The sequence below is a fragment of the Pseudomonas sp. Tof1 genome (assembly GCF_055390395.1).
Genome location: NZ_AP024344.1, coordinates 4,971,283 through 4,984,975, shown reverse-complemented (window position 1 = coordinate 4,984,975; position 13,693 = coordinate 4,971,283). Strand labels below are relative to the sequence as shown.

The 13,693-nt window shown below is 60.9% G+C and carries 7 protein-coding genes; 2 read left to right on the top strand and 5 right to left on the bottom strand.

Features of this window, described 5'->3' with window-relative positions; genetic code table 11:
* Nucleotides 1–190 precede the first annotated feature (190 nt).
* Nucleotides 191–2,116, bottom strand: coding sequence for a hypothetical protein (locus ACZ5KU_RS22200; protein ID WP_054060392.1), 1,926 nt, complete (start codon nucleotides 2,114–2,116; stop codon nucleotides 191–193).
* Nucleotides 2,117–2,995: 879 nt separating this feature from the next.
* On the opposite strand from ACZ5KU_RS22200, the gene ACZ5KU_RS22195 reads away from it, so the two are divergent.
* Nucleotides 2,996–4,684, top strand: coding sequence for an autotransporter outer membrane beta-barrel domain-containing protein (locus ACZ5KU_RS22195; RefSeq protein WP_239688080.1), 1,689 nt, complete (start codon nucleotides 2,996–2,998; stop codon nucleotides 4,682–4,684).
* A 71-nt stretch (nucleotides 4,685–4,755) separates the two neighbouring features.
* On the opposite strand, the gene ACZ5KU_RS22190 is transcribed toward ACZ5KU_RS22195, so the two are convergent.
* From ACZ5KU_RS22190 to acnA, 4 genes are all read right to left on the bottom strand, one after another.
* Nucleotides 4,756–6,114, bottom strand: a complete 1,359-nt coding sequence (locus ACZ5KU_RS22190; protein ID WP_464736282.1) for a hypothetical protein — start codon at nucleotides 6,112–6,114, stop codon at nucleotides 4,756–4,758.
* Nucleotides 6,115–6,948: 834 nt separating this feature from the next.
* The gene (locus ACZ5KU_RS22185) at nucleotides 6,949–8,514 is read right to left on the bottom strand and encodes a methyl-accepting chemotaxis protein (protein ID WP_054060390.1); all 1,566 of its coding nucleotides are present in this window, start codon (nucleotides 8,512–8,514) and stop codon (nucleotides 6,949–6,951) included.
* 214 nt (nucleotides 8,515–8,728) lie between these two features.
* Nucleotides 8,729–9,520: a CPBP family intramembrane glutamic endopeptidase gene (locus tag ACZ5KU_RS22180; RefSeq protein ID WP_464736281.1), complete on the bottom strand. Its 792-nt coding sequence runs from the start codon at nucleotides 9,518–9,520 to the stop codon at nucleotides 8,729–8,731.
* A gap of 119 nt (nucleotides 9,521–9,639) precedes the next feature.
* Nucleotides 9,640–12,381 (bottom strand): aconitate hydratase AcnA, encoded by a 2,742-nt coding sequence (gene acnA, locus ACZ5KU_RS22175; protein WP_464736280.1) that lies wholly within the window; start codon nucleotides 12,379–12,381, stop codon nucleotides 9,640–9,642.
* Between the two features lie 220 nt (nucleotides 12,382–12,601).
* On the opposite strand from acnA, the gene rlmM reads away from it, so the two are divergent.
* Nucleotides 12,602–13,669 carry a 23S rRNA (cytidine(2498)-2'-O)-methyltransferase RlmM gene (rlmM, locus tag ACZ5KU_RS22170; protein WP_054060387.1) on the top strand — a complete coding sequence of 356 codons (1,068 nt, stop codon included), beginning with the start codon at nucleotides 12,602–12,604 and terminating at the stop codon, nucleotides 13,667–13,669.
* Nucleotides 13,670–13,693: the final 24 nt, after the last annotated feature.

Genomic DNA, 13,693 nt, shown 5'->3' with positions numbered 1-13,693 from the left:
TCAGTGCGCTGATGGGCAGTAAACCGTCTTCCAGGGCGGCGGGTACGTCAGGGCGTGGAAAAACGGGAGTGGACTGGATATTCATGAGCGTTTCCTCGTAACGGATAATGGCTGCGGCCTTGCAGGGAAGGCCGCGCATAGGTCCGCAAGCTCCAGCCGTCATGGCCGTTCAAGCCTGCGGGCGATGGGGTCAGGTTGTGGGCATTTCAGGACAACCCGCGCCAGGTCGGTCCATGCTGACCGGCGCTTCACCGGTTTCCGAGTTGGCAGGTTCCTGGTTGTGTTCGGGCAGCGGCGTGACCCGATAGGTGATTTGCCCATAGCCCTTGCAGACCTTGTACAGGTTGGCCAGGGGGATCTGTATGGTCAGGCCGGTAGAGATGTTGGTTTCGTTGACTGTTTCGGTTTTCTCGAAACGTGCCTCCGGGATTGGCCGGTGGTTGAGGTCGAAGCCCTCGAAGACCAGGGTGACGTCGTGGTTCAGCTTGATATTTTCATAAGGGCGTATCCAGGCCGGTGTGCCATCCGGGTTCGGGCCGGGATTGATGTGACCGTTGTCGGCGAGTCTGGTGAATAGCGGCTCGAGGAGGCCATTCTCACCACCGGGTTGTTCCATCTTCGAACGTACAACCACGTTTTGTGGCTGACCCAATGACGGATTGGGATTACCTTCGCGGCTGAGGCTGTAGTTCACCACGATGGCGGGACCGGTGCCCTGGTCCTTGATCACCTTGTTGTCCACCTGGAGGTCGATATCGACCCCGGCGTTGAACTCCTCCTGGCTGATCTCATGCCAATCCGGTACCTCCTGGCGGCCCCAGTTCAGGTGAAGCTTGTCGCCGATACGCAGTCCGTTGACCCAGCGGAAGATGGCTCGGGCATCGAGCTCGTAGTCGTCCGGATCGATGAGATTGTCCTCGCGATTAGGGTTTTCGCTGGTGCCCTGGACGGTCAGGGGCTGCAGGCGCCCCTCCGGTAGCGGCAGTGTCAGGTGGACCTGTACCGGTAGCTTCTCGGACGTGCCCTTGAGCTGACCATCGGCGCGGCGAACCTCATAGTGGACATTGACCATACCCTCGGGGAAACGGTTGATAACGTCGAACTGCAACACCGGTGACAGGATCGGGTCGTTGTTTTCTTCTCCCGGCTCGACCCGCATCGGCGGCAGCGGATTGTTGTCGCCCCAGTAAAGGGTCACCCTATCCCCGGGCTGGCCGCCTCCCAGGTAAAGCGGGATGTCGACGGTGACACCGGCTTGTGCATCGTTGTAGTCGATCAGCCCACCCTGTTCCGGGCTGGCCTGTTCGACGAGGGGGGCCGGCAGGTCATCGGGGGCCTCGGCCAGCAACAACTTGATGTGGCGCGCCACGGAACGGTCCGAGATGTTTCCGGCTCGATCGGTCACCAGGTAGGTTACCGGCTGCAGGCTGTCGCCGACCTGGGCCTCGACACTTTCGAGAAAGGGACGGCTGAAAGTCAGTGGTACTTCCTCCAGCTTCATGTTGTCGTCGCCCACCGTGGCGGTGGGGCCGGGGATAGCGCCCCAGAATGACTGGATAAAGTCGCCGACTGCCATGGTGCTGTAGCTGGTAACGACGACATCGAGTTGGTCGCCCAGGTCGCTCAGTTCCGCAGAGGTCAGGCCATCATCCACTTGTCGGGGGAAGTCCATTGGACCATGGCTGGGCAAGCCGGGTTTGGTTGTGTCGATTTCGATTGGTTTGGGGAATGAATAGTTGGCCTCATTGCTGTCGTTATCGAAAACTCGGTACTCCAGTGTGTATTGCTTATTCTTTGGATTGGTAGGGTCGTTCTTCTCAACCAGTAGTTCCTGGGGGAGGTAAAGCTTCAGTTCATGTTCGGGATTGTCCAGATCCTCCTGCCGGATATCCACGGCAGTGCCGATGAGGTCTCCATCCCAGCGTAATTGATAGTTCTGTGCAAGCGAGGGGCCCGACCAGAGCGGAAAACGCACTTCCAGCGGCGCATCGAGTGCGGCAAGTGGTAATAGGCCGTCGGCAAAGGCTGACGGCACCGTGGGGATTGTCAGTAGCTTTTCGGCTGAACGGGTGTAGCTGTTCTGGGTCAGAACAGATCGGTTCTTGTGTCTGCACATATTCTATATATTCCTTTTTAAAGGCAATAAGGTTCACTTTGCCGAGACTTTGGGAAAGCTCGATCAATGTCATGCCGTCTTGGTTTTATAGATAGAAGTTTCTATCTGTTTTTCACGTAATATTAATGGGTGTTTGGTGTCAAGGGTGGTTTGGATTTTTTTGGTTTTTTAGGGTGAATGATTGTTGAATTTTCTGTGGGCGGTTATCCCGATTTTCTTGGGAGTTTTCCTACAATTTTGAGAGTTGGTTTTAATATTAAAACCATGGGGGAGTTATCAGGCTACTACTTCTTGCTAGATGGAGAAGAAGTAATGCTATACAAAAACTATCGATTGTGTCCTTTGCGTATCCGGTACTTGGGTATTGGAAAAATGGCCTGGATCATGAGTGCGGCATTAGTACCCCAAGTGGGCTTGGCCCAGAGCAACGAAACGCAGGGCTTTGTGGAAGGCCGCTTGGAAACGGTCACTGCCGAGAGCGAGGTTACGTCGTGGCACGTAGGTCGTAGTGGTGTACTGGAGATCATCGACGGCGGTACTGCTACCCGTGTCACTGCCTCGGATTATGGTCAGGTGAGGGTAAACGGTGGTCGGATCACTGAAGGATTGGAGCTGTCTTATGGGGCTAGGGGTGTTCTTGACAATGCCGACATTCGGAATGGCACAGGAACGGGCCTCTCGCTGGTGACCAGTTTTCTACCGGGAGGCGTCGTCGCGGCTTCAAGGGCCGATGTGCGGGACAGCATTGTATCCGGTGCGGGAAATGGTGCACATGTAGCGTTTCGGGGACGCCTCAGTCTCGATAATAGCCAAGTGATTGGTCGTGACTATGCCGGTGTACCAGGTATCGGAGTCAAATTGAACGGTGGATCGCTGAGTATGAGTAACGGCAGCCATGTGCTGGGTGACTCGCTTGGCCTGCTGATCAGTGGACGATCCGGCGGTTTGCCAGATGACCCCGGTGATCCTCGGGAGTCGGATGTGCTGATCGACAACTCGACCGTGCAGGGACTTGCCGGATCCGCTATTGTCGCCCAGGACGCGATCACGGCGCGAATCACGGTGCGGAACAACGCCAGCCTGTTGGCGGGTAACGGCACTTTGCTGGATGTCAGCGGCAACAGCACGGTCGGCTTCACCGTCGACAATTCTGTTCTGGGCGGCGACCTGGTCGCCGATGACACCAGCACCCTGGACGTTACCCTGCAGAACAACGCCCAGCTCACCGGCAATCTGGTCAACACCAACAGCGTGGCCATCAACAGTGGCGCGAACTGGACCCTGGTCGCCGATGCCGAGGTCAAGTCGTTGTCCCTGGGCGGCGGTAGCGTGACCCTGGGTTCGGCCGACCAGTTCCGCACTCTGTCCCTGGGCGAGCTGTCGGGGACCGGCATGTTCAACATGCACGTCAACCTGCTGGACAATACCGGCGACCTGCTGAGTGTCAATGGCCAGGCCAATGGCGAGTTCCTGCTCAATATCGAGAACACCGGCCAGGAGCCGAACTCGCCGGAGATCACGCCATTGCATGTGGTGCATACCGAAGGCGGCGATGCCTGGTTCGATGTGGTCGGCGGCAGCGTCGACCTGGGCGCCTATTCCTACCTGCTGGAAAGGCAGGGCGACGACTGGTTCATCGTTGGCTCAGGCAAGACCATCAGCCCTTCGAGCCAGGCGGCTCTGGGACTGTTCAGCGTCGGACCGACGATCTGGTATGGCGAATTGGCGACCTTGCGCAGCCGCATGGGGGAAATTCGTACCAGCGGCGAGGGCGGCGGCTGGATCCGCGGTTACGGTAACCAGTACAACATCACCGCGGATGCAGGGTTCGGTTACAAGCAGCGTCAGAAGGGCTTGTCCCTCGGCTTCGACCTGCCCGTGCCGGTCAGCAACGGGCAACTGCTGGTCGGTGCCATGGTCGGTCACAGCGAGTCCGACCTCAGTCTCAGCCGGGGGACCGCCGGTTCGGTGGACAGCGGTTATATCGGGGCCTATGGCACCTGGTTGATGGACGAAGGTTATTACCTGGATGCCGTCGCCAAGTTGAACCGCTTGCGCAACAAGGCGGATGTGGCGATGACCAACGGCGTCAAGGCCAAGGGCAGCTACGACAACTTTGCCTATGGCGGCTCGCTGGAGTTCGGCAAACACATCAAGCTGCAGCAGGATGTGTTCATCGAACCCTATGCGCAACTATCGACGGTCATGGTCAAGGGAGAGCGCTATACCCTGGACAACGGTCTGAGAGCGCAGAACGATCATACCCAGTCGGTACTCGGCAAGGCGGGAGCGACGCTGGGGCGCAACCTGCAACTGGCGGATGGCGGCTTGTTGCAGCCCTATCTCAAGGCAGCCCTGGTCCATGAGTTTTCCCGTAGTGGCAATACCGTGAAAATCAACGACGTGTCGTTCGACAACAGCCTGTTCGGCAGCCGCGCCGAGCTGGGGGCGGGTGTTTCCGCCGCCTTGTCGAAGAACCTGCAGTTGCATGCTCATGTCGACTACATGAAGGGCGAGCACATCGAGCAGCCTTGGGGGGTGAGCGTCGGCGTGCGCTACGGATTCTGATTCCTGGCCTCTCCTGACCCATGAAAAAACCCTCGACGACGCCTCGTCGAGGGTTTTTTCATGGCCGACGCTCAGCGCACCTTGACCGGCGTGCGGGACGAGATATACACATCAGCCGGCAACGAGGTGGCTCGTCCCAGGCTGTTGCTCACCTCGTAATGGGCCCGGCCACGGCCGTGCTCCACGGCCATCAGGCGTGCCAGCGGCACCCGGAAGCGATAGCCGTAGCGCAGGTCGCGGCCGGTGACCACGTGTTCGCTGGTGTAGGTGGCCTTGTCGATCGGATTACCGCCCGTCAGGGCATCGAAACCGCAGAAACGCAGGAGGATACGGTCACCTTCCTTCATGTTGCGGTAGGGTGCGACGTGTACCACGGTGCCTTCCGGATCCTTGCGCGGGTCGACCACATTCAACACGCTGGCACCGCTGAACACCGGTTCCATCAGCCCCTCCTCACCGCCCGGCAACTGGATCTGGAAGATCACCGCCACCAACTGCTTGGGGGAGTAGGAGGTATTCGGGTTGCCCTCGCGGGTCACGGTGTATTGCACACGGATATCCACCCCGCAGCCCTGCTCGACGATCAGGCTGTTCGGCACGTTGATCACCAGGTAGCAGCCGCTGTTGACGTCCTGCTGGGTGATGGGGCGAACCAGCGGATGTTCCGCCTTGCCCCAGAACAGGTTGATCCGGTCACCGGCCCGGAAGGCGTCGCGCCAGGCGATGACGACGTCGGCGGCCAAGTGTGCACTGTCTTCGTCCAGGTAGTTGTCCAGGGTCTGGGCGTCCGGATTCTTGCTCTTGACCACCGGTGCGGCCAGTGCCTCGTTGACCAGGGTCTTGGGCGTCGGGTCCTGGGGGCCGGGCAGTTGCAAAAAAACCTCGAGCTCCAGGTCCGGGGAGACGAAGGTCTCGCCATTGCGGCAGACCTGGTAGGTCACCCTGGCCGGACCATCGCCGTGGCGGGAAATGGACAGGTAGGTGACCATCACGTTGAACAGCAACGGCTTGCCCAGTTCATGGACACTGATCATCCGCTTGCCGCCGACCGGCTCGCCATTCCACAGCACGCGGATTTCGTCGCCGATGGCGACATGGTCATAGGTCGGCACGCCGATCTTCACCCCCAGGCGCGCATGCAAGTCATGAACCTGACCATCTTCGATCTTCAGCGGTACGGGGGCCGCCAGGTTGGTCGGCAACTCTTGCAGTTGCAGCTTGAGCAGCACCGATTGCGAACGTACCGAAACGTTCCCGGCCCGGTCGCGAACGCTGTAGCTGATGGCGAACTCGCCGTTGCCCAGTTGCTCGAGGAAGTTTCGCTCGACGGTGAGTTGAACTTTGCCGGTGCCGAGTTCGTCGGCCTGGACCGTATGGGTGGGGCCGGCGTGCTCGCCCCAATGGCTGTATATGACATCTCCCCACTTCATGTCGAAATAGCCCGGGACAATGGCGGTGAGTTGGTTGCCTAGTTCGATCAGTTCGCTATTGGTCAAGCCGTCGAGAGCGGTGGTTGGAAGTATTAGTGCTGCAAGAAGCTCTCCTCCCGCTGGAGTTCGATCGACAATCAATTGGGTAGGGTATGAAAAAGTCGACTCTCCATTGAGTGTGTTTGCAGCGATGTACTGCAGATGGTGTGTGCCTTCTGTAGAAAGTAATTGCTCAGGGAGCAGCAGTGTAATTTTCTCGCCAGCCTGGTATGGCTCCATGGATACTGGGGCTCCCACCAGGTTGCCGTTCCAGACCAATTGACAGGTTTCTTCCGGTTGAAGGTAATTCCACAAGGTGATGTTGACCTCCAGGGGCTGGTTCAGGTCAGCGACCTGCAGCAGGCCGTCCTCAGGGGCGGCCGCTGCAACGACGGGAGCTTGCAGGAACGTGATTGAATTCTGAATCTCCAAGTCCTTCATTAGGATATTCCTTTTATCTGATTGAGTGTTGTCAGGCATTTCCCACGATCAGACGCGTTACAGATTGTTTTGAGAGTTCTGCGCCGATACGTGTGCTTTTGGCAAATAATGCATTCAGGTCTGAAACGCTATCAGTTGGTTATGCGATATAGTGCCAGGTACTCAACGAATATTAAGTCTTGGGTGTTGTCAAGGGTTTTGAATTTTTTGTTTGGTATGTAGTTTTTCTGTAAGTGCCAAGTTTGTTTCTTTGAGGAAATTTCTTACTTATAAAAGAGAACTATTTAATGTTATTGCGGGCAATAAAAAACCCGATGCCTTTCGGTCATCGGGTCTTCTCTATTTTACTTGAAACTATCGGTTGAAACGCTCCACCAGCGAATATTGCGTATGGGCCGTGTGGGTCAGTTCCTCGCTCAGTTGCGCCGAGTTGTGCGCCTGCTCCGAAGTCTGGTCCGCCAGTTGCGCGATGGTGCTGATGTTGCGGCTGATCTCCTCGGCCACCGAGCTCTGCTCCTCGGTCGCGGCGGCGATCTGGGTGGTCATGTCGGTGATATTGGCCACCGCTTCGCTGATCCCCACCAGTGCCTCGTCAGCTTCCAGTACCCGTGCCACGCCTTCCTGGGCCTGGCGATGGCCGGCGTCCATGGTCTGCACGGCGGTGTTGGCGGTCTGTTGCAGCTTGGCGATCAGGGCGTGGATCTGCCCGGTGGATTCGCTGGTGCGTTGCGCCAGTTGGCGCACCTCGTCGGCCACCACCGCGAAACCGCGGCCCATCTCGCCGGCACGGGCCGCTTCGATGGCAGCGTTCAGTGCCAGCAGGTTGGTCTGGTCGGCGATGCCCTTGATCACGTCGACCACGCCGCCGATTTCATCGCTGTCCTTGGCCAGTTGGGTCACGGTACCGCCGGTTTCACCGACCACCACCGACAACCGCTCGATGGCTTCGCGGGTTTCTCCGGCGATATCGCGGCCGCGACTGGTCAGGCGGTTGGCTTCCTGGGTGGCGTCGGCCGTGCGCTGGACGTGGCTGGCGACTTCCTGGGTAGTGGCCGCCATCTGGTTGACGGCGGTCGCCACCTGCTCGGTTTCCTGGCGCTGGCGATCGAGGCCGCTGGAGCTCTTCTGGGCCAGGTCGTCGGACTGCCTGGCCTGGGCGTTGAGGTGCTCGGCGGTGTCCTGCAGGCGGGTCAGGCAGGTTTTCAGACGCGCTTCCTGGCTGAGGATCGACATTTCCAGGCGAGCCTGGGCGCCGCGGCTGTCGGTGTACATCTGGGCGATCAGCGGGTCCGAGGTGGTCTGCTCGGCCAGGCGCAGCAGGCGCTTGAGGCCGCGTTGCTGCCAGCTCAGGCCCAGCAGGCCGAGCGGTACCGAGAGCGCGGCGGCAAGAGCGAAGCCCCAGTGGGAGTTGAGCCACACGCCGATCAGGAAGCTGACCTGGCTGACCAGGATGAAGGGCAGCCAGTCCTGGACGATCGGCAGCCACTTGTCCCGGCGTGGAATCGCCGACTTGCCCTGGTTGATGCGCAGGTACAGCGCTTCGGCCCGGCGGACCTGTTCGGCGGTGGGCTTGACCCGCACCGATTCGTAGCCAACCACCTGGTTGCCTTCGAAGACGGGTGTCACATAGGCGTTGACCCAGTAATGGTCACCGCTCTTGCAGCGATTCTTGACAATGCCCATCCATGGCAGGCCTTGTTTCAGAGTGTTCCACATGTGCTCGAACACCGCCGTCGGAACATCCGGGTGCCGCACCAGGTTGTGCGGGGCGCCGATCAGTTCGTCACGGGAGAACCCACTGATTTCGACGAACGCGTCGTTGCAGTAGGTGATCACGCCTTTGGCATTGGTAGTGGAAATCAACCGTTGCTGAGCGGGAAAGGTGCGTTCACGTTGGGTAATGGGTTGGTTATTCCGCATGGTTTTTCAATCCGCAAGGCTTTGACAGGTTGTCGGCATGACAGGGGAAATATTAAATATATTTTTCAACTTTCATGACCGTTTCACAATTTGGCTCTTGCGTACTCGCACTCGTCCTTGAATACGAGTCGAACACGCTGGAAATTAACGAGTTCAGCCGTTCATCCGGCTTTTCATAGAACGAAAGTACCAGTTGGTACTTTCGTTCTTGTTATCACGGTTGCAACATCGGATAAGTAAAGAATACGAAGTGCACGCTATTAAGCGCGACATGGGCCAGGACGGCTGCGGCCAGGCCCCCATAGCGATAGGCCAGACCATAGCCGATGCCAGCCAGTGTCGCCAGCAGCACCCATTGCCAGCCCGCACCGGCGTGCGCCAGCCCGAAAATCAGCGCAGCCCCCAGTAAGGCCAGGGTTTCGCCCCGTGGAAAGGATTTGAAACAGCGGCTCAGCCCGCCCTGAATATAGCCACGAAACAGGATTTCCTCGACCAGGCTCACCAGCAGCAGGTTGTTCAGCAGCCACCAGCCACCTTGCTCGGGCCATTTCGGCGCCCAGTTGACGATGCCCAACAGGCAGGCGCACCCCAGGGCGAGCAGCGAGGTCATGGCCCAGGCGCTGGTCGCACTGAGCAGCACGCGTCCCGGCGTACGGCGATTGACCAGCCAGGGACAGACCAGCAGCAGCCAGAAGCCGATCAGCGGTTTATCCAGATTGAGGTAGAGGGTGAACGGCACGGCCTCCGGGGTCAGGCGCAGGGCGTTGATCACCCGGCCGTTCTGGAAGCCCGGCAGCCAGTGCAGGGCCAGCGCGACGGCCAGCAGCACGAACAGGCCATGTCCCAGATAACCGGCCACGCGGCTGCAGGTCTGCAGGACGGCCGCGCCGCTGATGAGCAGCAGGGCGAAGGTGAACAGGCTGGGCAGGCCCAACTGGCCGACGCTCAAGGCCAGTGCATAACCCAGGGAAAGCAGGGCCAGATAAGGCCAGGGCAGGACGGACATGCAACTCCTTGTATGTCAGGCGGGCAGGGCGGGTCATGATAACCCGTGCCCCGCCCCTCCTGACCAATGAAAAAACACTGGCCAGGCCAGTGTTTTTCCAAATGTTGCCTTCGCAGTCCTCAGGCGGCGATCAACTGCCGCAGAACGTAATGCAGGATGCCTCCCGACTTGAAGTATTCGACTTCATTGAGCGTGTCGATGCGGCACAGCACTTCGATCTCGCGCGACCGGCCATCTTCACCCTTGATGACCAGCCTGAGGTTCATGCGCGGTTGCAACGGGGCGCCGCCCAGGCCTTCGATACTCAGGGTTTCCTTGCCGGTCAGTTGCAAGGTCTTGCGGTTTTGCCCGGCCGGAAACTGCAGCGGCAGCACACCCATGCCCACCAGGTTGGAACGGTGGATGCGTTCGAAGCTCTCGGCGATCACTGCCTTGACCCCCAGCAGGTTGGTACCCTTGGCCGCCCAGTCGCGGCTGGAGCCGGTGCCGTATTCCTGGCCGGCGATCACCACCAGCGGCGTACCCTCGGCCTGGTAGCGCATGGCGGCATCGTAGATCGCCAGCCTTTCCCCCGAAGGGATATGCAAGGTATTGCCGCCTTCCTCGCCGCCCAGCATCTCGTTGCGAATACGGATGTTGGCGAAGGTGCCACGCATCATCACCTCATGGTTGCCGCGCCGTGAGCCGTAGGAGTTGAAGTCCCGTGGCTCCACGCCCTGATCGCGCAGGTAGCGTCCGGCCGGGCTGTCGACCTTGATGTTGCCGGCGGGGGAGATGTGGTCGGTGGTCACCGAATCCCCCAGCAATGCCAGCACCCGGGCGTCCCGGATGTCCTCGATCAGCGGCAGCGGGCCGTCGATGCCGTCGAAGAACGGCGGGTGCTGGATATAGGTCGAATCGGCCTGCCAGGCATAGGTGGCGGCCTGCGGCACCTCGATGGCCTGCCACTGGGCGTCACCGGCGAACACTTCGGCGTATTCCTTGTGAAACATGTCGGTGTCGACCCGGGCCACGGCATCGGCGATTTCCTTCTGGCTCGGCCAGATATCGCGCAGGTACACCGGCTGGCCATCGCTGCCGGTGCCCAGCGGCTCACGGCTGAGATCGATGCGCACGCTGCCGGCCAGGGCGTAGGCCACCACCAGCGGTGGCGAGGCCAGCCAGTTGGTCTTGACCAGCGGATGCACCCGGCCCTCGAAGTTGCGGTTGCCCGAGAGCACCGAGGCGACGGTCAGGTCCGATTGCTGGATGGCCTTCTCGATCGGGTCCGGCAGCGGCCCGGAGTTGCCGATGCAGGTGGTGCAGCCGTAGCCGACCAGCGCGAAGCCCAGCTCATCGAGGTAGCGGCTCAGGCCGGCGGCCTGGTAGTAGTCGGTCACCACCTTGGAGCCGGGCGCCAGGGAACTCTTGACCCAGGGTTGGCGCTTGAGGCCCTTTTCCACGGCTTTTTTCGCCAGCAACCCGGCGGCCATCATCACGCTGGGGTTGGAGGTGTTGGTGCAGGAGGTGATGGCGGCGATCACCACGGCACCGTCCTTGAGGCGATGGGTCCGGCCTTCGTAGCTGTAGTCCACGCCGCCGACCAGGTCGGCATTGCCGACCGCCACGCCACCACCGCCCTCGCTTTCCAGGCGGCCCTCCTCCTTGCTGGCCGGCTTGAGCTGCAGGCCGATGAAGTCGCTGAAGGCCTGTGCCACCTTGGGCAGCGGTACCCGGTCCTGCGGGCGCTTGGGCCCGGCCAGGCTGGCTTCGACGCTGCCCATGTCCAGTTCCAGGCTGTCGCTGAACAGCGGTTCCTGACCCGGCAGGCGCCACAGCCCCTGGGCCTTGCTGTAGGCCTCCACCAGATCGACGGTAGCGGCGGGGCGGCCGGACAGGCGCAGGTACTCCAGGGTGACCTCGTCGACCGGGAAGAAACCGCAGGTGGCCCCGTATTCCGGGGCCATGTTGGCGATGGTCGCCCGGTCCGCCAGAGGCAGTTCGGCCAGGCCGTCGCCGTAGAATTCGACGAACTTGCCGACCACGCCTTTCTTGCGCAGCATCTGGGTGACGGTCAATACCAGGTCGGTGGCGGTGATACCTTCCTTGAGCTTGCCGGTCAGCTTGAAGCCGATCACCTCGGGAATCAGCATCGACACCGGCTGGCCGAGCATCGCCGCCTCCGCCTCGATGCCACCCACGCCCCAGCCGAGTACACCGAGGCCGTTGATCATGGTGGTGTGGGAGTCGGTGCCGACCAGGGTGTCGGGGAAGGCATAGGTGCGGCCGTCCTCGTCACGGGTCCAGACCGTGCGGCCGAGGTATTCGAGGTTCACCTGGTGGCAGATCCCGGTGCCCGGCGGCACCACGCTGAAATTGTCGAAGGCGTTCTGGCCCCAGCGCAGGAAGGCGTAACGCTCGCCGTTGCGCTGCATCTCGATATCGACGTTCTCGCCGAAGGCCGCGGGGCTGGCGAACCGGTCGACCATCACCGAGTGGTCGATCACCAGGTCGACCGGCGACAGCGGGTTGATCCGCTGCGGATCGCCGCCGGCCTTGGCCACGGCGGCGCGCATGGCGGCCAGGTCGACCACTGCTGGCACGCCGGTGAAGTCCTGCATCAGCACCCGGGCCGGGCGGTACTGGATTTCCCGATCGGAACCGCGCGTCTGCAGCCAGGCGGCGAGGGCCTTGATGTCTGTGTCGGTGACGGTCTTGCCGTCCTCCCAGCGCAGCAGGTTTTCCAGCAGGACCTTGAGCGACATCGGCAGCCTGTCCAGGTCGCCCAGTGCGCGGGCGGCCTCCGGCAGGCTGAAATAGTGGTAGGTCTTGGCGCCCACCTGCAGGGTTCTAAGGGTTTTCAGGCTATCGAGAGATGACATGAATGACTCCTTGAGGCCCGCACGGCACGGGCCGGGTGGTACAAGCAGAGCCTTGAATCTAGCCCTGTTCGAGTGATCTGGCTAATCACTGGACTGTCGGGGGGAGTCCAAGGTTCCGAACTCGGCTATCATGCGCGGGTTTGCAGGCGCCGTCGTGCGGCATCCGGGCCTGCCGATCGCCAGGCCTCCTCGTTACAGTTGTCCAGCTCAGGAATTTTTTGTGAACACCCTCTTCATGCACTGCCGGCCCGGCTTCGAGGGCGAAGTCTGTTCCGAGATCGCCGAACAGGCCGCGCGCCTCGATGTGGCCGGTTATGCCAAGGCCAAGCCGAACAGCGCCTGCGCCGAATTCGTCTGCGCCGACGCCGCCGGCGCGGCCCGGCTGATGGCCGGCCTGCGCTTTGCCGAACTGATCTTCCCGCGCCAGTGGGCCCGTGGCCGTTTCCTCGATCTGCCGGAAACCGACCGGATCAGCGTGATTCTGGAAAACCTGGCGGCCTATCCGGTGTGTGGCAGCCTTTGGCTGGAAGTGCTCGATACCAACGACGGCAAGGAGTTGTCGAATTTCTGCAAGAAGTTCGAGGCACCGCTGCGCAAGGCCCTGCTCAAGGCCGGCCGGTTGCTGGAGGACGCCGGCAAGCCGCGCCTGCTGCTGACCTTCAAGAGTGGTCGGGAAGTCTTCCTCGGCATGGCCGACGCCGGCAATTCGGCGATGTGGCCCATGGGCATTCCGCGCCTGAAGTTCCCCAAGGATGCGCCAAGCCGCTCGACCCTCAAGCTGGAGGAGGCCTGGCACCACTTCATTCCCCGTGACCAGTGGGAAGAGCGCCTCAACGGCGACATGACCGGCGTCGACCTCGGTGCGGCGCCTGGCGGCTGGACCTGGCAACTGGTCAACCGCGGCATGCTGGTGACCGCCATCGACAACGGCCCGATGGCCGAAAGCCTGATGGACACCGGCCTGGTCCAGCACCTGATGGCCGACGGTTTCACCTACAAGCCGAAGCAGCCGGTGGACTGGATGGTCTGCGACATCGTCGAGAAACCGGCGCGTACCGCGGCCATGCTGGAAAGCTGGGTCGGCGAGGGGCACTGCCGGGAAGCGGTGGTCAACCTCAAGCTGCCGATGAAGCAGCGTTATGCCGAGGTCCGTCGCCTGCTGGACCGCATCGACGAAGGCTTCAGGGCTCGCGGGATCAAGGTGGCGGTCGGTTGCAAGCAGCTCTATCACGACCGCGAGGAAGTGACCTGCCATCTGCGTCGACTGGACGTGAAAAAGCCGCGATAATGCCGCATCGGTTTCAGGAGTTAA

Bases quoted from the DNA above. Each gene is read 5' to 3' on its own strand.
- ACZ5KU_RS22200 (WP_054060392.1), bottom strand. From the start codon at position 2,116: ATGTGCAGACACAAGAACCGATCTGTTCTGACCCAGAACAGCTACACC.
- ACZ5KU_RS22195 (WP_239688080.1), top strand. From the start codon at position 2,996: ATGAGTAACGGCAGCCATGTGCTGGGTGACTCGCTTGGCCTGCTGATC.
- ACZ5KU_RS22190 (WP_464736282.1), bottom strand. From the start codon at position 6,114: ATGAAGTGGGGAGATGTCATATACAGCCATTGGGGCGAGCACGCCGGC.
- ACZ5KU_RS22185 (WP_054060390.1), bottom strand. From the start codon at position 8,514: ATGCGGAATAACCAACCCATTACCCAACGTGAACGCACCTTTCCCGCT.
- ACZ5KU_RS22180 (WP_464736281.1), bottom strand. From the start codon at position 9,520: ATGTCCGTCCTGCCCTGGCCTTATCTGGCCCTGCTTTCCCTGGGTTAT.
- acnA (WP_464736280.1), bottom strand. From the start codon at position 12,381: ATGTCATCTCTCGATAGCCTGAAAACCCTTAGAACCCTGCAGGTGGGC.